This is a genomic window from Salinisphaera japonica YTM-1, assembly GCF_003788585.1.
Lineage (GTDB): Bacteria > Pseudomonadota > Gammaproteobacteria > Nevskiales > Salinisphaeraceae > Salinisphaera > Salinisphaera japonica.
In genome coordinates this window covers 1-18,705 of sequence record NZ_AYKG01000009.1, presented here as the reverse complement: position 1 = coordinate 18,705, position 18,705 = coordinate 1, and the positions used below count along the sequence as shown (strand labels likewise).

The 18,705-nt window shown below is 64.9% G+C and carries 17 protein-coding genes; 4 read left to right on the top strand and 13 right to left on the bottom strand.

Annotated features, from left to right (window positions below):
* Nucleotides 1-2: 2 nt before the first annotated feature.
* Nucleotides 3-1,013, bottom strand: a complete 1,011-nt coding sequence (locus SAJA_RS03910; RefSeq protein WP_123657356.1) for an ABC transporter ATP-binding protein — start codon at nucleotides 1,011-1,013, stop codon at nucleotides 3-5.
* Nucleotides 1,014-1,128: 115 nt separating this feature from the next.
* Here SAJA_RS03910 and SAJA_RS03905 point away from each other — a divergent pair, with 115 nt between their 5' ends.
* Nucleotides 1,129-1,932, top strand: coding sequence for an endonuclease/exonuclease/phosphatase family protein (locus tag SAJA_RS03905; RefSeq protein WP_123657355.1), 804 nt, complete (start codon nucleotides 1,129-1,131; stop codon nucleotides 1,930-1,932).
* 40 nt (nucleotides 1,933-1,972) lie between these two features.
* A complete protein-coding gene (locus SAJA_RS03900; protein ID WP_123657354.1) occupies nucleotides 1,973-2,866 on the top strand; it encodes a dihydrodipicolinate synthase family protein in 894 nt (297 codons plus the stop codon).
* 34 nt (nucleotides 2,867-2,900) lie between these two features.
* Here the strand turns inward: SAJA_RS03900 and SAJA_RS03895 are convergent, their stop codons facing one another.
* The 9 genes from SAJA_RS03895 to SAJA_RS03855 form a co-directional block, all read right to left on the bottom strand.
* Nucleotides 2,901-3,167, bottom strand: a complete 267-nt coding sequence (locus SAJA_RS03895; protein WP_123657353.1) for a type II toxin-antitoxin system RelE family toxin — start codon at nucleotides 3,165-3,167, stop codon at nucleotides 2,901-2,903.
* Nucleotides 3,151-3,378, bottom strand: a complete 228-nt coding sequence (relB, locus tag SAJA_RS03890; RefSeq protein ID WP_123657352.1) for a type II toxin-antitoxin system RelB family antitoxin — start codon at nucleotides 3,376-3,378, stop codon at nucleotides 3,151-3,153. Before relB ends, SAJA_RS03895 begins: the two co-directional genes overlap by 17 nt.
* 139 nt (nucleotides 3,379-3,517) lie before the next feature.
* Nucleotides 3,518-4,963 carry a cardiolipin synthase gene (cls, locus tag SAJA_RS03885; RefSeq protein ID WP_123657351.1) on the bottom strand — a complete coding sequence of 482 codons (1,446 nt, stop codon included), beginning with the start codon at nucleotides 4,961-4,963 and terminating at the stop codon, nucleotides 3,518-3,520.
* Nucleotides 4,964-4,972: 9 nt separating this feature from the next.
* Nucleotides 4,973-5,767 (bottom strand): ABC transporter ATP-binding protein, encoded by a 795-nt coding sequence (locus tag SAJA_RS03880; protein ID WP_123657350.1) that lies wholly within the window; start codon nucleotides 5,765-5,767, stop codon nucleotides 4,973-4,975.
* A 3-nt stretch (nucleotides 5,768-5,770) separates the two neighbouring features.
* A complete protein-coding gene (locus SAJA_RS03875) occupies nucleotides 5,771-6,673 on the bottom strand; it encodes an ABC transporter permease subunit (RefSeq protein ID WP_245963220.1) in 903 nt (300 codons plus the stop codon).
* 8 nt (nucleotides 6,674-6,681) lie between these two features.
* The gene (locus tag SAJA_RS03870) at nucleotides 6,682-7,599 is read right to left on the bottom strand and encodes an ABC transporter permease (RefSeq protein WP_123657348.1); all 918 of its coding nucleotides are present in this window, start codon (nucleotides 7,597-7,599) and stop codon (nucleotides 6,682-6,684) included.
* Nucleotides 7,599-9,266: a peptide ABC transporter substrate-binding protein gene (locus tag SAJA_RS03865; RefSeq protein ID WP_184999734.1), complete on the bottom strand. Its 1,668-nt coding sequence runs from the start codon at nucleotides 9,264-9,266 to the stop codon at nucleotides 7,599-7,601. Before SAJA_RS03865 ends, SAJA_RS03870 begins: the two co-directional genes overlap by 1 nt.
* A gap of 88 nt (nucleotides 9,267-9,354) precedes the next feature.
* Nucleotides 9,355-11,304: a tRNA uridine-5-carboxymethylaminomethyl(34) synthesis enzyme MnmG gene (gene mnmG / locus SAJA_RS03860; RefSeq protein WP_123657346.1), complete on the bottom strand. Its 1,950-nt coding sequence runs from the start codon at nucleotides 11,302-11,304 to the stop codon at nucleotides 9,355-9,357.
* 151 nt (nucleotides 11,305-11,455) lie between these two features.
* A complete protein-coding gene (locus SAJA_RS03855) occupies nucleotides 11,456-12,856 on the bottom strand; it encodes a DUF945 family protein (RefSeq protein ID WP_123657345.1) in 1,401 nt (466 codons plus the stop codon).
* A gap of 142 nt (nucleotides 12,857-12,998) precedes the next feature.
* On the opposite strand from SAJA_RS03855, the gene SAJA_RS03850 reads away from it, so the two are divergent.
* The gene (locus SAJA_RS03850; protein ID WP_184999733.1) at nucleotides 12,999-14,723 is read left to right on the top strand and encodes a sugar phosphorylase; all 1,725 of its coding nucleotides are present in this window, start codon (nucleotides 12,999-13,001) and stop codon (nucleotides 14,721-14,723) included.
* Nucleotides 14,724-14,877: 154 nt separating this feature from the next.
* Here the strand turns inward: SAJA_RS03850 and SAJA_RS03845 are convergent, their stop codons facing one another.
* The 3 genes from SAJA_RS03845 to SAJA_RS03835 are packed head-to-tail and all read right to left on the bottom strand — an operon-like array spanning nucleotide 14,878 to nucleotide 17,458.
* Complete coding sequence (locus tag SAJA_RS03845) at nucleotides 14,878-15,342, bottom strand: Ivy family c-type lysozyme inhibitor (protein ID WP_123657344.1); 465 nt, start codon at nucleotides 15,340-15,342, stop codon at nucleotides 14,878-14,880.
* Between the two features lie 44 nt (nucleotides 15,343-15,386).
* Complete coding sequence (locus tag SAJA_RS03840; protein WP_123657343.1) at nucleotides 15,387-16,613, bottom strand: glycosyltransferase family protein; 1,227 nt, start codon at nucleotides 16,611-16,613, stop codon at nucleotides 15,387-15,389.
* Between the two features lie 26 nt (nucleotides 16,614-16,639).
* Nucleotides 16,640-17,458 carry an HAD-IIB family hydrolase gene (locus SAJA_RS03835; RefSeq protein ID WP_123657342.1) on the bottom strand — a complete coding sequence of 273 codons (819 nt, stop codon included), beginning with the start codon at nucleotides 17,456-17,458 and terminating at the stop codon, nucleotides 16,640-16,642.
* A gap of 102 nt (nucleotides 17,459-17,560) precedes the next feature.
* Here SAJA_RS03835 and SAJA_RS03830 point away from each other — a divergent pair, with 102 nt between their 5' ends.
* Complete coding sequence (locus tag SAJA_RS03830; RefSeq protein ID WP_123657341.1) at nucleotides 17,561-18,649, top strand: IS630 family transposase; 1,089 nt, start codon at nucleotides 17,561-17,563, stop codon at nucleotides 18,647-18,649.
* Nucleotides 18,650-18,705 lie beyond the last annotated feature (56 nt).

Genomic DNA, 18,705 nt, shown 5'->3' with positions numbered 1-18,705 from the left:
CCTCAGGCAGACCGATCGAGCGTGCCGGCCGCGATGGCTTCGGCGTGGTGACAGGCAACGCTCGAGCCCCCAAGCGCCCGCCATTCCGGCACCCGCGCCCCGCAGTCGGCCTGTGCCCAGGGGCAGCGGGTACGAAACACACAGCCGCTCGGCGGGTCCGCGGCCGAGGGCAGCTCGCCGTGCAGGCGTATCCGTCGCCGCGCACGCTCGGCCGCCAGATCCGGCCGCGGCACGGCGGATAACAGCGCCTTGGTATAGGGGTGTTTGGGCTGATCAAACAAGGCGGCCGCCGGCGCCTCTTCCATCGGCGCGCCCAGATACATCACCCGCACGCGATCGCTGATCTGGCGCACCACGGCCAGATCATGGGCAATGAACAGGATCGCGATATCCATCTCGCGCTGCAGCTCGGCCAGCAAATCGAGAATCCGGGCCTGAATCGAGACATCCAGCGCCGAAACCGGCTCATCACAGATCAATACCCGCGGCTCGACCACAAGCGCCCGAGCGATGCCCACACGCTGACACTGCCCGCCCGAAAACTCGTGCGGATAACGCCCCATCTGGGCCCGGGTCAGCCCGACCCGCTCCAGCATGGCGATGACGCGGCGCCGACGCTCGGCCTTGTCGATATCGCCACGCAATATGGCCAACGGCTCGGCCACAATCTGGGCGATCGTCATCCGCGGGTCGAGACTGGCCAGCGGATCCTGAAAGATCATCTGCACATCACGCCGGAGCGCGCGTGTCGCGGCTCGACGATCGAAGCGCATCGTCTGCCCGTCGAGACGGACCTGCCCGCCCGTCACCGGCGCCAGGCCCGTCAACGCGCGCGCCAACGATGACTTGCCACAGCCGGATTCGCCCACCAGCCCCAGCGTTTCGCCGGCCGTCAACGACAGGCTGGCCTTATGCACCGCCCGCAGGCGCCCGGCGCGCTGCCACGGCCAGTCCGGCGTGATCGGATAATCGACCGATACCGCATCGGCCGTCAGAACGCTACTGTGAGTCATCGCAACAAGCGCCTCGGCAATCGGCAAAGTGTCATAGTACGCTGCGCGGCCCCGCCACGAACACGCCTATACGTCGTACCCGGCGTATGCAATTTTGCTGCCGAGAGACGTCTGAATGACCGCCCCCCAGAACGACACCCCCCTGCGGGTGTTGAGTTTCAACATGCAGGTCGGCATCGGCACCCGCCGCTATCGCGAATATCTCACCCGCGGCTGGCGTCATCTGCTGCCCAGCCAGGGCGTGCGCGACAACCTCGACCGCATCGGCCGCCTGATCGCCGACTACGACATCATAGGCCTGCAGGAAATCGATGCCGGCAGCCGGCGCTCGCGCTATCAGAACCAGATCGAGGCCGTGGCCCGTGAGGCCGGCCTGGCCTACTGGTATGTCCAGGTCAATCGCGACATGGGCCGCGTGGCCCAGCACGGCCTGGGGCTGATCAGCCGCTACAAACCGTTCAACGTCGAAGAACACAAACTCCCCGGCCGCGTGCCCGGTCGCGGTGCGCTCATCGCCCGCTTCGGCACCCCGGCCAACGCCCTCACCGTCGTCGTCACCCACCTGTCACTGGGGGCCGCCAGCCGTGCCCAACAACTGGCCGCCATCTGCGATCTCGTCGCCCACGACGAACACGTCATCCTCATGGGCGACACCAATTGCACCACCCGCGAACTCATCGCCGACCCGGCCCTGGCCGCCTCGAGCCTGCGGGTCTACGACCGCCTGCTGCCCACCTTCCCCGCCTGGCGGCCGCGGCGTGGCATCGACCATATCCTGCGCTCGGACACGCTCGACATCACCGACGCCCGCGTGGTGGATGCCGTACTCTCGGATCATCGGCCGGTGGCGATGGACGTTCGACTGCCCGATACACTCATCAAGGATATGCAGACACCGCGCGGCGCTGTGAGCGACTGACCGCGCAGGACACAGCGCCGACAGGCGCCCAAGGAGCATCATGTTCACCGGACTGAGCGCATTTCCCTTGAGCCCGTTGGGCCACGACGGCATTGACGAACCTGCTTTTATCGGCTTGATGGCGCGACTGGTCGCGGCCCGGGTCGACTCGATCTGTGCGCTGGGCTCAACCGGCAACTATGCGTATCTGCGCGCTGATCAGCGCAGACGCATCACACAGCTGGCCGTCGCGCATGCCGGCGATATTCCGGTCGTGATCGGCATCGGCGCGTTGACTACCGACGATGTGCTGGCCTATGCCGAGCACGCACAGCACGCCGGCGCCGACGGACTGCTGTTACCACCGATGTCGTATCAGCCGTTACAGGCCGAGGAAGTCTTCGCGCTGTACGAGAGCGTGTCGCGCATGGTCGATATCCCGATCTGTGTCTACGACAACCCAACGACGACGCACTTCGAGTTTTCGGACGAGCTGCACGCCGCAATCGCCCGTCTGCCGAATATCGGCTCGATCAAGATTCCCGGCGTACCGGCCGATCACGACGCAGCCACCAACCGGGTCAAGGATTTGAAAGCCCGATTACCCTCGGGCGTGACCGTCGGCGTGAGCGGCGACGCCTTTGCCGCGCGCGGGCTCAACGCCGGCTGCGATGCCTGGTATTCGGTTGTGGGCGGACTGTTCCCCGAGGCCGCCCAGGCGATTACACAGGCCGCACGGGCCGGCCAGGCCGGCCTGGCCACAAAACGCTGCGATGCGCTGTCCCCCCTCTGGCAGCTCTACGGCCGGCACGGCGGCAGTCTCCGGGTCATCGCGACCGCGGCCGAACAGCTCGGCCTGGTAAGTCCCGAGTGTCTACCGCGCCCGCTACAAACACTCGATGACGCCGGCCGGCGCGCGCTTGCCGACGTATTGGAAACGCTGGCGCTGAACTGACGGCCGATTTTTCATTTTTTCAATAGCTATATTTTTATCGGTACACCGCACGTCTGTGACCGATCCGAACTACGAGCACGATTAATGTTTCCTCGCGTATCTCGCAGATGATTCGATAATCGCCGACCCGGTAGCGCCAGAGGCCAGCCAATTCGCCTTTTAGCGGGTCGCCAATCTCGCGCGGGTCGGTCAGGGCAGCGACGCGATGTTCGAGAAAGTCTTTGATTCGCTGCCGGGTCGGCGGGTCCATTTTACGAACGGCTTTCGTGACGGAGCGCGCGTATTCAATCGTCCAGTTCACGCCAGAACGTCTCCGCGCTAACGATTGCCTCCTCACCGCGACGGATACGTTCCGCGGTTTGCTCCGCCAGATAAATATCCTCTAGATCATCGAGGTGTGTCTCGATGGCTTCTCTTATGTAATACGTGGCCGTACGCCCGGTACGCCCCGCTAGCGCTTGAAGCCGTTCGTAGGTCTCGTCGGGGAGCCTTAAGGCCGTTTGCTTGCTCATCGCCATCACCAATCGGGGTGCATGTATCCCAATATACGCCAGGCGCGTTTATGTGTACGCGACTATGCGCATTAGCAGGCTCTGATCGCGGCTTGGAGTCCGTGGGTATTGCTACGGTTCGGTCGAATACGAGTCGTCGTCAAAAATACGGCGAAAACAACCAAAAGAACGAATCCCGCAGCCGCGCGGGAAAGCTGCGGGCGGCGAGTTGGGCCTGGGTGTATTCGTGAGCTTGGCCGATCAGGCCGTCGACGTGGGCGAGCAGGGTTTCGACGGTGGTGCTGTCGTAGATTTCCACGGCCAGTTCGAAGTTCAGGCGCAGCGAGCGCGGGTCGATGTTGGGTGAGCCGACGAGCGCATAGTCGTCGTCGATGATGAAGAGTTTGCTGTGGGCAAACGGCGGCGGCTGGAAGTAGACACGCGCGCCGCAGGACAGCAGTTCATCCAGGCCGTGGCGGGCGGCCCAGGCCACGAAAGGCAGGTTGTTGCGTCCGGGCATGACGATGGAGACATCCAGCCCGCGCAGGGCCGCAGATTGGAGCGCGCCGACGAGTGCCTGGCCGGGCAGGAAATACGGGGTGACGATGGTCACGCGGCGGTGGGCGCTGGATACGGCGGTGAGCAGCAGCGTGGACAGGGTTTCGAAATCCCGCGTGGGCCCGTTTTCGATGCTGCGACAGCCGGCGGCCCCCAGCGATGGCAGATGCCGGCCCGACACGCGCGATTGTTCGCCGGTGGCAAACGCCCAGTCGGAGAGAAACACGGCCTCGATCTGGCGCACGATGGGCCCGGCCAGGCGAAAATGCATATCCGCGACGCCGCCTTTTTCCTGGGCCATGTGTCGATCGCCGATGTTCATGCCGCCGGTGAAGGCGATACCGTTATCGGTGACCAGTATCTTGCGGTGGTTGCGCAGGTTCAGCCGCAGGGCCGGCGGCCAGAGCCGCGGCGGCAGAAACCGTGCGGTGCGCACGCCCGCGGCCGCCAGCAACGCGACCGGGCGCTTGCCGGGCAAGGCATACCACTCGCCCACGCCGTCGATGAGCACGCGCACATCCACCCCGCGAGCCGTGGCCCGGGCCAGTGCGTCGATGAAGCGCTTGCCGATACGATTGGTTTCGAAGATATAGGTCGTCAAATAGACGAACCCGTGGGCTTCGTCGATGGCGTCGAGCATCGGCGGATAGGCTTTCTCGCCGTTATTGAGCACGTCGACCTGGTTGCCGGCGACCACCGGCCAGGCCGATAGGCGATCGCCGGCGGCCGCCAACCCGCGGCGCCGGGCCTTGATGAACCCGCGATAATCACGCAGCTCGGCCGTGGGGCCGGGCCGATGCGCGCCCAGACCGTGGCGCGAGGCCCGGTCCAGCCGGCGGGCGCGAATCCGCACGCGGTTCACGCCAAAAGCGTAATACAACAGCGGGCCGACCGGCGGAAAGAGCAGCGATACGCCGATCCAGCCGAAGGCACTGGCCGGCGTCTCGCGGGTGAGCAGCGCGTGCCCGGCCGCGGCCACGGCGCTGCCGACCACGATGATCACCGGGCCCCAGAACTGCAGCAGATCGAGCCATTCGTGCCAGGTCATCGGGCCAGTCTACAGGCGTGGAATCGCGGCGAGCAGGTCTTGGGTGTAGGTTGCAGCGGGTTGTTCGAAGATACGCTCGGTCGCGCCCTGCTCCACCACCTGACCGTTCTGCATCACGATGGTGCGTGCGCACTGGCCGGCGACCACGCCCAGATCATGTGTGATGAGCAACAGCGCGGTATTTGTGGCCGCGCGCAGTTCGGCGATGGTTTCCAGAATCTCGTCCTGTACGGTCACATCGAGTGCGGTGGTGGGCTCGTCGGCGATGAGCAGCTCGGGCTCACAGGCAAGCGCCATGGCGATCATCACCCGCTGGCGCATGCCGCCGGAAAACTGATGCGGATAAGCCCGCATGCGACGCGCGGCCTGCGGTATGCGCACGGCCTCGAGCATGGCCACCGCGCGTTCGGTGGCCTCTCTTTTTGATACGCCCAGATGCGTGCGCACCAGCTCGGTCATCTGTGTGGCGATACGCAGATGCGGGTTGAGCGCGGTCATGGGGTCTTGAAAGATCATGGCGATGCGGGCCCCGCGTACGCGCCGCAGCACCCGTGCCCGGGCCCCGATCAGTTCGACCGGGGCGGCGTCGTCCGGCCCGGCCAGCCGCGCCGAGCCGGCCACACGCGCGTTGTCGGCCACAAGACCCATCAGTGCCAGCACGCTCTGACTCTTGCCCGAGCCGGACTCGCCCACGATGCCCACGGACTCGCCGTGATCGGTCGCGAAGCTCAAATCGCGCACGGCCGGCACAGTGCCGCTGTAGGTCGCGAACTCGATGGCCAGGTTATCCACGCGCAACAACACGGCCTAGCGATCCTTCGGGTCGAGCGCATCGCGCAGCCCGTCGCCGATGAAGTTGAAGCAGAACAACGTAACGGCCAGGAATATCGACGGGATCAACACCAGCCAGGGGGCGACACTCATCTCCCCCGTACCGTCGTTGATGAGCGCCCCCCAGGACGTCGCTGGCGGCTGCACGCCGAGCCCCAGATAGCTCAGGAAGGATTCAAACAGAATCACCTGCGGGATGGTCAGCGTGACATAGACCACCACGATGCCCGCCAGGTTGGGCACCACATGACGGGCGATGATGCGCGCGGTTCCCGCACCGGCCATACGCGCGGCCTCGATATAAGGCTGGCTCTTGATGGCCAGCGTCTGCCCGCGAACGATACGCGCCATATCCAGCCAGCTCACCGCGCCGATGGCGGCGAACAACAAGAACAGATTCCGCCCGAAAAACACCACCAGCAGAATCACGAAGAACATGAACGGCAGCGAATAGAGAATATCCACGGCTCGCATCATCAAGGAATCGGTCTTGCCGCCGATAAAACCGGCCACCGCGCCATACGTCACGCCGATCACCAGGCTGACCAGCGTGGTCACGATGCCCACCATGAGCGATATTCGCCCGCCGGTCAGCGTGCGGGCAAACAGATCGCGCCCGACTTGGTCGGTGCCGAACCAGTGCCCGGTCGCCAGGCTCGGGGCCTGCCAGATCGCGTCATAATCCTGGGAGAAGTAATCATAAGATGTCAGCCACGGGCCGATGATCACGGCCAGCGTGATGCTCACCAGCACGCCGAGCGACGTCATCGCGGCCCGGTTGGCCGACAGCCGGCGCCAGGCGTCACGCCCGAGGCTGTTGCCGGCGGCCGCGCGGTCCAGGGCCTGTTGCTTGCGCCAGCCCCCGGCCTGTTTTGTCACCGCCCGGCTCATCGGTATGTCACCCGCGGATCAAGCCAGCCATAAAGCACGTCGACCACCAGGTTGAAGGCGATGATGATGATGCCGTAGAACAGCGTGATGCCCAGCACCAGCGTGTAATCGCGATTGAGCGCGGCGGTGACGAAAAAACGCCCCAGCCCCGGTATGCCAAAGATCTGCTCGACCACGACCGAGCCGGTGAGGATCGCGGCCGCCCCCGGGCCCAGGAACGAGATGACCGGCAGGAGTGCTGCCGGCAACACGTGCACCACGAACACCCGGGTCTCGGACAACCCCTTGGCACGGGCCGTACGGATGAACGGCGCGCGCAGCACCTCGATGGTCGCTGCCCGCATCAGGCGGGTGACATAGGCCAGATACATGGTGCCCAGCGCGATCACCGGCATCACATAGTGCTGCCAGCCGCCCAGGCCGCCGGCCGGCAGCCAGTCGTTATACACGGCAAAGGCCAGAATCATGAGCGGGCCGAGCACGAAATTGGGCACCGAGATACCGGCCAATGAGGCCCCCATCGCCCCGTAATCCGCCGGCATGTTCTGGCGCACAGCCGCCAGAATCCCCAGCGGGATGCCGAGCACCAATGCAAAGAGCAGGGAAAAGCCGCCTACCGCCAAGGAGACCGGAAACCCGGTGGCGATCAGATCGTTCACCGAGGTGTCCTTGTATTGATAGGACGCCCCGAAATCCAGTTGCGCGGTATTCGCCAGATAACGCCCGTACTGCTGAATAAGCGGCTCGTCGAGATGATATTTCGCCTCGAGATTGGCCCGGATCTCGGCCGGCATCGGCCGGTCACCGTCCAGCGGGCTGCCGGGCGCCAGGTGCACGAGCAGAAACGTGGCCGTGAGCAGGATGAACAACGTGGGCACCACGCCAGCCAGGCGTTTGAGGGTATAGGCCAGCATCAGTGCCCGCCTGCCCCGCCGTCGGCGTCTTGGCCCGGTCGGATATCGAAGTTCTTGCTGTAATAATTACCGAGCGCGCTGGGCTGATAGCTCGTCACATAAGGCTTGACGAGCTGATGATAGGTATACACCCAGACCGGAATGATCGGCGCGTCGTGCAGTAGCGTGGCCTCGGCCTTGTGCATCAAGGCCGTGCGTTTGGCCCCGGTTGGCGTATGGCTGGAGCGCTCCTGGGCCGTGTCATAGGCCGGGCTGTCGTAGCCGGTATAGTTGAGCGCAGCTTTGGAATTGAAGATCGAGAAAAACGTGTTCGGGTCGTCGTAGTCGCCGATCCAGCCGCCCCAGAAGATCTGGGTGTCATAGCCTTCGCGGGCGGTCTGTAGAAAGACCTTCCATTCCTGGTTGATCGGCGTGATGTCGGCGCCCAGCACCTCGCGCCACATGGCCACGGCCACCAGCCCCAGGGTCTTGCCCACCCCGCCCGAGGGATAGAGATATTCGGCCTGTAGCGGGTGTTCTGCCGAGTAGCCGGCTTCGTGATAAAGCCGGCGCGCGCGGGCCTTGCGCTTGTCGTCGGGCCAGTCCTGCCAGTCGTATTCGACCGGCGTATAGCCGCGCACGGTATCCGGCACCGCGCTATAGAGCGTGGGCTGGCCGCCGCGCAGGATCTTGTCGGTGATCACATCGCGGTCCAGTGCCATTGAGAGTGCCAGGCGCAGCTTGCGGTTATCGGCAAACGGGGCATGGCGCATGTTCAGGCCCAGATACGCGATGCCGATGGTCGGCACGGCATGATATTGATCCGGGATATGCCGCTTGATCCGCGCCGTGGCCGCCGGCGGTACCGTGGCCGCCCAATCCAGCCCGCCGGCCTGGTAACGCGACAGCTCGGAGTTGCCGTCCTCGATGGGATAGAACTCGACCCGGTCGATGGCGGTATTGGCGTTATCCCAGTAGTACGGGTTGCGCTTGACGCGTATGCGCTCGTTCACCCGCCAGGCGTCCATCGTGTAGGCGCCGTTGGTCACGGCATGGCCGGGCTGGGTGAAGCTATCGCCCCATTGTTCGACCGCCGGGCGATAGACGGGATCGCTGCTGGGATGCGTGAGTGTCTGCAGAAAGAACGGCGTGGGCTCTTTCAGCCGGATGACCAGCGTGTGCGCATCGGGGGCGGCAACGCCCAGTGTCTCCGGCGGCTTGTCATTGTTGATGATCGCGGTGGCGTTCTTGATCGGCGCGTGGATATCGGCATAGGACGAAGCCGTGGTCGGGGCCACCGCACGGCGCAGGCTGTAGACGAAATCCTGGGCGGTGACGGGCTTGCCGTTGGACCAGCGGGCATCACTGCGCAGTTTGAAGGTATAGGTCAGCCGGTCGTCGCTGATTGTCCACGACTCAGCCACGCCGGGAATGATCTTGTCGTCAGCGCCCGTGATGACCAGCCCCTCATAGAGATCGCGCAGCACGTTGGCCGCCGGCACGCCCGAGGCCTGATGCGGGTCCAGGGTGCCGGGCTCGGTCTGGTTGCCGTAGCGCAGGGTTTTGGTGCCGTCAGCGGCGACGGCCGGGGCGAGACGATTGGCAAAGCCGGATTCGTCGCCCCCGCAGCCGGTCAGTACGGCCACCAGAGTCAGCCCCGCAGCGATTGATAGGCCGGTTCGCGCCAAGATGCCCCCGTGACGATTCAAACCATTCAAGCCATATCCGAGAGCACGGATCATGCCATGTTCAGCGCAGAGCCGCCGGCCCGACACATCAGCCGGCCTTGGCCAGACGCTCGCCCGATTTCTTCAGGTGCACCAGCAACAGCGAGATCGCGGCCGGCGTCATGCCGGGAATACGCGAGGCCTGGCCGATGGTGGCCGGGTGCACCGCGCCCAGCTTGGCCCGTAGCTCGTTGGACAGGCCGGTGACGCTGGCATAGTCCATATCCACCGGCAGCCGCGTGGCCTCATGGGCTGCCGCCCGGTCGATCTCGTCGCGCTGACGGGCGATATAACCGGCGTACTTGGCCTGAATCTCGACCTGTTCCCCGACCGCCGTGGCGGCCTCGACAGACAAACCGTGGCAGGCCGCGGGGCCGATAGCGGCCACGCCGGTCAGTGCCCCGTGGGTCACGCCCGGACGCTTGAGCAGATCGGCCGCACTCTGCGCCTGGGCCAGCGGGCTGCCCAACAGCGCCTGGCCGTGATCATCGCCCAGATCCGCCGGTTTGATCACGAGTGCAGCCAGCCGCACCTGTTCGGCGGCCACGGCCTCGCGACGCGCGGTGAACGCATCCCAACGCGCGGTATCGACCAGGCCCATGTCACGCCCGACGGGCGTCAGGCGGGCATCGGCGTTGTCCTCGCGCAGCAGCAGGCGATGCTCGGCGCGCGAGGTGAACATGCGGTACGGCTCGATCGTGCCGCGGGTGACCAGATCATCCACAAGCACGCCCAGATAAGCCTCATCACGGCGCGGGCACCAGGCCGGCTCGCCGCGTGTGGCCCGCGCGGCGTTGATACCGGCCAGCAGGCCCTGGGCCGCGGCTTCTTCATAGCCGGTGGTGCCGTTGATCTGGCCGGCGAAATACAGCCCGCCGATGGCCTGGGTCTCCAGCGCGTGATTCAGCGCTCTCGGGTCGAAATAATCGTATTCAATGGCATAGCCGGGGCGCGTGATATGGGCATTCTCGAAGCCCTCGATCGAGCGCACGAGCGCCAGCTGGGTCTCGAACGACAGGCTGGTCGAGATGCCGTTGGGATAAACCTCGTTCGAGTGCAGCCCCTCGGGCTCGATGAAGATCTGGTGGCTGTCCTTGTCGGCAAAGCGCACGATCTTGTCCTCGATGGACGGGCAATAACGCGGCCCGGCGGAATCGATGGCCCCGGAATAGATCGCGGATTCGTGCAGACGCCCGCGGATGATGTCGTGGGTGGCCTGATTGGTATACGTGATATGACAAGGCACCTGGCGCGGGTGCTCGGCGCGGGTGCCCATGAACGAAAACACCGGGGCCGGGTCATCGCCCGGCTGCTCGGCCAGGCGCGAATAATCGATCGAGCGGGCATCGATACGCGGCGGCGTGCCGGTCTTGAGCCGGCCGACCGGCAGGTCCAGCCCGCGCAGGCGCTCGGCCAGCGCGTTGGAGGGGCTATCACCGGCGCGCCCGCCGCCAAAGCGCTTGTCGCCGATATGGATCGTGCCGCCCAGAAACGTGCCGACCGTAAGCACGACCGCGCGCGCCCGAAAGGCCAGGCCCATGCCGGTCATCACGCCGGCGACATGGCCGTCCTCGACGATCAGATCGGCCACGCTCTGCTGAAACAGGGCCAGATTGGGCTCGCCCTCGACGAGATCGCGCACGGCGGCCTTGTACAACGCGCGATCGGCCTGGGCACGGGTAGCGCGCACGGCCGGGCCCTTGCGGGCATTGAGCGTACGAAACTGGATGCCGCCACGATCGGCCGCGCGGCCCATCACGCCGCCCAGGGCATCGATTTCCTTGACCAGATGGCCCTTGCCGATCCCGCCGATGGCCGGATTGCACGACATCTGGCCGATGGTCTCGATGTTGTCGGTCAGAAGCAGCGTCCTGGCGCCGCTGCGCGCGGCGGCGGTGGCGCTTTCCGTGCCGGCATGGCCACCGCCGACGACGATGACATCAAAGACATCCGGGGCCTGGTTCAAGGCCGTGCCGGCGGATTCGTGATCGAAAGACATGCGATAACTCCGGCGTCGGCGTATCGACGCTCGAAAGACATGGGGTGCGGCCGTCAGAAACAGGTTTGACCGTCAATGTGGGCATGATAACGCCTGCACCCGCGTGATCTAAAATCAGGCTCCAATCAGCCCTTCAGTCAGGCATGGCCTGTCAGAGCCCCGGGGCCGCGGCCTGGAGCTGCTGGGCGATCGAGCGCCATTCGGGCCGGGGGCGGCCATTGATGATCAAACGTCCGTCCTGGAACCGAGCCCGGCTGGCGTAGCGCGCCGGCCCATCGCGAACGATCAGCGCGCGTGCTACCAGCTGCTCGATCATACGATCGATGACCCGCTCGGTATCGTCGATCGGCGCGGGTGGCCGGGCTCGTGCGGCCAGCCGGCGCAGCCAGTGTTGTGACAGGCCAGCACGGGCTTGCAGGTCCAGCGCCGAGAGCACATCGACCGCGTTGGTCGGCCCGCCCAGATCGGGCGGTGCGGCCAGTATGAGCCGTGCGGACAGACGCTCATCGCCGGCCACGAGAGACATTTGTGCTTCCAGATCCGCCGCGGCCAATGCCTCGGCGACCGTCTCGTCATAGAAACCGGATTGATTGAGCGCGCCGCCGGCCAGCCCGCCTCGGGCACGCCAACCGGCTGCGATACGTGGCCCGGCGACAAACACGGCCCGATTGCCGACGGCCTCAAGCGTCAGGGCCGCATTTTGATTATCCGGCAACAGGATCCGGTCAGCGTCTACGGCCAATCGCTGGCGCCCGGCATCGGCTGGCGCCAGCGAGGCAGCAAGATCACGGATTCGCGTGGCCCGGCCCTGGCCGTCATCAGCCACGACGCGTTGCAGGTGCATGCTCAGCGTCTGTGCCTGTATATCGCCACGCGCTGTCAGCCCGCGCACACCGATCTGCCCGGCCGTGGCCCCAGCACGTACCAGGCGCGGCATCTCGACACGCCAGACGCCCAGCCGACGGCCGAAGTCACTGAATGCCAGATCGGCGTGGCTGGCCGCGCCGGCCAGGCGCGGCGTGCGAGCCTCGATGGCCGTGTCGGATGCTCGGATGATCGCGGTCTCGAAGGCCGGGGCGCTGATCGTCACACGGCCGGTGCCCAGCAGATCGGCAGTCGCAGCCACGCGAAGCGCCGGCAGGCCGGGCAGCGCGGGGCCGTTATGACCGGCTTCGCGCGAGAGCCGGCCCGTCAGCCGCGCTAGGCCGAGATCAACCCCCGTGCGCCCGGCCCAGAGCGGGCCATGCACGAGCCGCCCGCTGAAACGAGCGGCCGTGCAGGCACTAATACATGTATCGGCCACCAGGCGTGCTTCGACGTCGCTGGCCCGCAGGCCGCGCTTCAGCCGCCAATCGGCGAGCCGCAGGCCGGCGTTGTGCGCGCCCTGCTCGAGCGAGTCGTGCAGCCGGGCCTCGAGTTGCTGGCCCACCAGCCAGGGCAGGCCCACGAACACGACGGCCAGGGCCAGTCCACCGGCCAACACGGTGCGTGCAAGCGTGCCGATCAGGGAGCGGCGCTGGCGCGGCGCGCCGAGAGGTCGCGTAGAGCCCATGCTAGGCGTACACCACGGCAGGCCGCACGGTCACGACATCGCCTCGCGATTCAGGCCTGGCCAGCGACCTGGTATGTATCTTGTTTGCTGATTGGGTGCCATGGATGAATCCCCTTTCGACCCGCAACAGGATAGATCACGCATGAGCGATGTTGTTTCAAACAGCCTGGCGGCCACGCCGACACAGCAGGATCTGGTCGAATGGCTCGTGCCGCTCTACGGCGACGGGCCGGCCCGCGAATGCGTGGAGGCCGCTCAGGATGCGGCACGCCGTCATGGCTTGCCGCGCACGGTATCGCTGGCCGTGGATGCCTCACTGAACCTCATGATCACCTATCCCGATATCGTTCAGCGCCCCGGCGAGGCCCCGCTGGCCACCCTGCGTGACTTCGTGGCCGATCATCTGGCCGATGCCGTCAGCGCGGTTCATATCCTGCCCTTCTACCCGGCCAGCTCCGACGGCGGTTTTTCGGTCAAGGATTATCGTGCGGTCAACGCCGACTACGGCGGTTGGGCAGACATCAACGATCTGTCCGACGACAAACCGCTGATGTTCGATCTGATCCTCAACCATGCCTCGCGCCGCGGCGTGTGGTTTGCCCATTATCTGGCCAACGCCGACCCGGGCCGGGATTATTTCATCGAGATGGACCCGAAAACCGATCTGCGCTCGGTCACTCGACCACGGCCCACCCCGCTTCTGACCGAGGTGGCCACCGCCCGCGGCCCGCGTCATCTATGGACCACGTTCTCGGATGACCAGATCGATCTGGATTTCTCCAACCCGCAGGTCCTGCGCGAGTTCATCGATATCATTCTGGAATACATCGCCCGCGGGGCCGCCCTGGTGCGCCTGGATGCCGTGGGCTTTTTGTGGAAGGAAGTCGGCACGAGCTGTATTCATCTGCCGCAGACCCATCGGGTGATCAAGTTCCTGCGGGCACTCATCGATCGTTATGCCCCGGGCGCGCTGCTGATCACCGAAACCAACGTGCCGCACGCCGAGAACATCTCGTATCTCACCGATGGCGACGAGGCCCACGTGGCTTATCAGTTCGTGCTGCCGCCGCTGATCGCCCATACGCTGCTGGGCGGCGATGCCCGCCAGCTTTCGGCCTGGGCAGCGAGCCTGCCGCCCTTGCCGGCCGGTTGTCATTTTCTCAACTTCACCGCCAGCCACGACGGCATCGGCGTGCGCTCGGTGGAATCGATTCTTGACGAGGACGAGCTGACGGCACTGGTTGAGAGCACGCGCGCCCGCGGCGGCTTCGTCTCCACCCGATCAATGAGCGACGGCAGCACACGGCCCTACGAGCTGAACATCAGCTACTACGACCTGCTGGCCGCGCCCGAGGCGCGCGATACGCCGGCGCATATCGATCGCTTCGTGGTCAGCCAGGCGATCACCATGGCGCTGGCCGGCATCCCCGCGCTGTATTTTCATAGCCTGGTGGCCACCCACAACGATCGGGGCGGCGTCGAGGCCACCGGCATGAGCCGGGCCATCAACCGGCGTCGATACGACGCCGGCGAACTGGATCGCACCCTGGCGCAAGACTCCGCGCCGGCCACCGTACTGGCCCGCCTCAAGCACCTGCTCGCCGTACGCGCCGCGCAGCCGGCCTTTCATCCCGACGCGGACCAAAGCGTCGTCGATCTCGGCCCCGGCCTGTTCGCCCTGGAACGCAAGGCCAGCGGCCAGACCCTGCTGGCGATCCATAACGTCAGCGATACTGCGATCGATATCCCGACCCATCACCTGCCCGACGCCACCACCTGGCATAACGTCGTCACCGGCGCCGAGATCGAGGACGGGCGCCGGATGCTGAATATAGCGGCTTATGAAGTAGCCTGGATCAGCGATTGATTGCAGGTGATGGTGATGGTGATGACACACGAGACGTTAACGAGGCCCACCCCGCGTGATTCCCGCTGGGACGATTGGTTCGATGGCCCGGGGGTGAGCGCTGATTTCATGAGCACGCGCGATCAGCCGGCGAACCCGCCGGAGCCGCCGTTGTTCAACGAAACAGATACGCCCCCAGAAAACGGCGCTGATCGCGGGCCGGCTCGCCGAGCCAGGTGATCGTGGATCGGGCCGGGCCCAGACCCTGATCGCCGGTATTGGCGACGAGCGCGCCGACGGCCTCACCCTGTGCCGTGTTGCTGCCCGGCAGCAGGACAACAAGGTTTTCGTTGGCACAGTCGTGCGGCTTGCAGCTGGACAGCACGGCGTAGTCGGTGCCGCCGAACGAGACCTCGGTCACCGGTGTCTGGGTGCCGCCCTTTCCGATCCAGGCATGTTCGCTGGCCACGGGTTTGACGACGTTCTGATACTGCTTGGCCTGGGCCGGTTTGGCCTTGAGCAGATCCCGCGGGTAGATCACATCATCCGGGTTGTTCGGGGCCGCCAGCGCCGGCGCGGCGACAAAACAGGCCGCTAGAGCCAACGAGATGGTGCCACGGAAAAGATGAGTCGAGCGCATGGGTGTTCCTTGTAGGTTGTAGGCGACAAACCGGGCCAGCGGTATCAGCCGCAGACCCGCTCACGGCGATCGGCCTCGACGGCCTCGTAGAAATCGTCGAGCAGGTCCGGGCAGGCCGAGCGCACGCGGTTCCAGGTCGGCATGAAAGGCACTTCCATCGGATTGGCCACGTATTCATCGCCGGCCTTGATGACGGACTCGACGAACACCTCGACGGTTTTCTCCTCGGTGTGTCGATCGAGCGTCAGGCCGTTGATCTGGGCATCGAAATAGAAGCGTTCGACCGCATCGAGCGCGTTTCGCAAGTATACGGCCTTGATGGTACGGATCGTCTCGGGGGTGAGCGTTACGCCGTAGGTGGCCAGCTTGCGATACAGGGCCTTGGCGATATCCAGGCTCATCTTGGCCAGGCCCGTATTGGCTGAATGATTCGCCACGGCCTGGTGCTTGTGGTCGTAATGATCCGCAATATCGACCTGGCAACAGGCGTTGCCGCCATAGGTGCGGTGCACCTCGGCCAGGATGCCGACCTCCAGGCCCCAGTCGCTGGGAATCCGGATGGATTCGGCGACCGAATCGCTCATCGCACACTCGCCGGACAGCGGATACCGAAAGCTGTCCATGAAATCCAGATAATCCATCGAGCCGACGACGGTATCCAGCGCGCGAATCAACGGCGTCATGAACAGCCGCACGACGCGGCCGTTGATATGGCCATCGGCCACGCGGGCGTAATAGCCCTTGGAGAACTTGAAGGCGAAGTTCGGGTGCACCATCGGGTAGTACAGCCGGGCCAGCATGTCGCGGCTGTAGGTGGTGATGTCACAGTCGTGCATGGCCAGCACGCGCCCCCGGCCGCTGGCCAGGAAATAACCCATGCAGTTCCAGACGTTGGCACCCTTGCCCGGCCGGTCAGGGGCCAGGCGCTCGGCCTTCAGGCGCTCGAGAATCGCCTGCACGCGCGGCCCGTCGTTCCAGATCAGGCGGTGGCGAGGTGCCAGCGGGGCAAAGAATTCATAAGCGTGGTCGTATTGCGCGGCATTCGCGCCGTCGAGCCCGATGATGATCTCGGACAGATACGAGACCTGCGACAGCGCATCCACGATTTTCGGCAGCGCCGTGCCTTCCAGCTCGGAATACAGACACGGCAGGATCAGCGACATGGGCCGGCGGCGTGAATACCGGGCCAACTCGGCCTCGAGATCCTCGATCGGGCGCTCGGCCAGCCGGTGGAGCGTGGTGATGTTGCCGTTCTGATAGAAGTCCGCCATCGCGTTTTTCCCCTTGTTTGTTCTGCTTATAGCTCGGCGCGGTCGATCAAGGCATTGATCGCCGCCGCCCAGCCGGCCGGACCGATGCCCGGCGCATGACGAATCGTGCCCGTGGCCGGGGCGTAATAACGGCCGTCGGTACGGGCCACCCAGTAACCGATATCGGCCGCGGCCAGCATGGCCCGGTCGTTTTCTGAATCCCCAAGGGCAATAGCAAGAATCGCACCACGCGCCTCGTAGCGCACGCGCAACCAGGCCAGCGCATCCGCCTTGTCGGCATGGCCCAGCACGTGCAGAAAACGCCCGCCGCGTCGCGTCATGGCCCCGGCCGCCTCGATCTCTCGACTGAATGCGGCGGCGGCCTGATCGCTGTCCTGCCAGAGCAGCGGCTCGGAGGCCTGGCGCTGCGCGGCCCGTGCGGCGGCGTGGCGGCCCAGCCCCGTCGCCGCGCCAATATCGGCGATCGACATTTCAGCAAACCCGGTGAAACGATAGCCGCGCTGTTCACGCAGGCGATAAGCCAGCGCACAGAGTGCTTCGCGTGGCTTGCCAAGCGTCGTCGTCTGCCACTCGGCATCCGTCGTGGGCGGGCATGACTCGAAATAGCCGGCAGGCACCGCCACCACGCCGCCGTTCTCACTGGCAAACGGCGTGTGCAGGCCCAGGCGCGCCTGCCAGTCGCGCACTTCGGCCACGGTTTTGCTGGTGCACAGACATACCGGGATATCTCGCTCGGCCAGAGCCGCCAGCGCCCCCGCGGCCGGCGCCCAGTCGTAGGTGTCGTGATCGAGCAGGGTGGCGTCCATATCGGTGAAGATCACGGCGTTCCTGATGTTTTTCGTCATAGCACCCTGTCGCCTCCCCGCCCCGATAAAAAACCCACTCGGCTAGTGTCCTGTAACCCAAATTCGTACTATTGGTCTTAGACTTCAACACGGGTGTATGCGATGCCCCGCGGACGTTTTCTACCGCCGATTTCATTGTCATCGACCGAAGCCGACGAACTCAGGTCGCTGGCGCGCTCACGCAGCTATCCATTCAGTATCGTGCAGCGCGCCCAGATCGTGTTGGCATGCGCCGAAGGACAGACCAATAAGGCAGTGGCTGCCCGGCTGGCCGTGACGCCCCGGTCAGTGGGTAAATGGCGTCAACGCTTTGTGGCCCAGGGCGTGGCCGGATTACATGACGCCACACGGCCCGGTCGGCCTCGCGAGATTGGCGATGAGCGTGTCATGGCGTTGCTCAACCACACGCTGCAACGCACGCCAGACGATGCGACGCACTGGAGTACCCGTCGTATGGCCCGAGAAGCGGGCCTATCGCATATGACAGTGCAACGGATATGGTCTGCGTTTGCGATCGCCCCGCATCGTCAGCGTCATTTCAAACTGTCCACCGATCCGTACTTTGCGGAGAAAGTTCGTGATGTCGTCGGGCTGTATCTCAACCCGCCGGACAAGGCATTGGTGCTCTGCGTGGATGAGAAAAGCCAGGTGCAGGCGCTGGATCGCACTCAGCCCATGCTGCCGCTGGGACTGGGCTACGTCGAGGGCGTCACCCATGACTATGTACGCCACGGCACGACGACATTATTCGCCGCGTTGAATATCGCGACCGGCGAGGTCATGGCGCAATGCCAACACCGACATCGTCACCAGGAGTTTCTGCGTTTTCTCAAGCACATCGAGCGCCAAGTGCCGACGGGTCTGGACGTGCACCTCGTGCTTGATAACTATGCGACCCACAAACATCCGAAGGTGCGCGCCTGGTTGGCGCAGCGACCGCGCTTTAAGCTTCATTTCACGCCGACCTACGCCTCGTGGCTCAATCAGGTCGAGCGATGGTTCGGGCATATCACCGAGCGCGCCATCCGGCGGGGTTCGTTCACCAGCGTTAAAGATCTGGTGTCTCGGATCGAGCGATTTGTCGAACAACACAACGCGCAATGCGCACCCTTTGTCTGGTACGCCACAGCCGATTCCATACTTCGCAAAATCGAACGACTATGCGAACGAATTTCTGTTACAGGACACTAGGGGCTGTTGCCGTTTCGTACGAGTCCGCGCCAAGCGCTCCATAAAATCGACTATGG

Excerpts from the sequence above, each read along its gene's own strand:
- SAJA_RS03910 (WP_123657356.1), bottom strand. The coding sequence starts at position 1,013 with ATGACTCACAGTAGCGTTCTGACGGCCGATGCGGTATCGGTCGATTAT.
- SAJA_RS03905 (WP_123657355.1), top strand. The coding sequence starts at position 1,129 with ATGACCGCCCCCCAGAACGACACCCCCCTGCGGGTGTTGAGTTTCAAC.
- SAJA_RS03900 (WP_123657354.1), top strand. The coding sequence starts at position 1,973 with ATGTTCACCGGACTGAGCGCATTTCCCTTGAGCCCGTTGGGCCACGAC.
- relB (WP_123657352.1), bottom strand. The coding sequence starts at position 3,378 with ATGAGCAAGCAAACGGCCTTAAGGCTCCCCGACGAGACCTACGAACGG.
- cls (WP_123657351.1), bottom strand. The coding sequence starts at position 4,963 with ATGACCTGGCACGAATGGCTCGATCTGCTGCAGTTCTGGGGCCCGGTG.
- SAJA_RS03870 (WP_123657348.1), bottom strand. The coding sequence starts at position 7,599 with ATGCTGGCCTATACCCTCAAACGCCTGGCTGGCGTGGTGCCCACGTTG.
- mnmG (WP_123657346.1), bottom strand. The coding sequence starts at position 11,304 with ATGTCTTTCGATCACGAATCCGCCGGCACGGCCTTGAACCAGGCCCCG.
- SAJA_RS03855 (WP_123657345.1), bottom strand. The coding sequence starts at position 12,856 with ATGGGCTCTACGCGACCTCTCGGCGCGCCGCGCCAGCGCCGCTCCCTG.
- SAJA_RS03850 (WP_184999733.1), top strand. The coding sequence starts at position 12,999 with ATGAGCGATGTTGTTTCAAACAGCCTGGCGGCCACGCCGACACAGCAG.
- SAJA_RS03845 (WP_123657344.1), bottom strand. The coding sequence starts at position 15,342 with ATGCGCTCGACTCATCTTTTCCGTGGCACCATCTCGTTGGCTCTAGCG.
- SAJA_RS03840 (WP_123657343.1), bottom strand. The coding sequence starts at position 16,613 with ATGGCGGACTTCTATCAGAACGGCAACATCACCACGCTCCACCGGCTG.
- SAJA_RS03835 (WP_123657342.1), bottom strand. The coding sequence starts at position 17,458 with ATGACGAAAAACATCAGGAACGCCGTGATCTTCACCGATATGGACGCC.
- SAJA_RS03830 (WP_123657341.1), top strand. The coding sequence starts at position 17,561 with ATGCCCCGCGGACGTTTTCTACCGCCGATTTCATTGTCATCGACCGAA.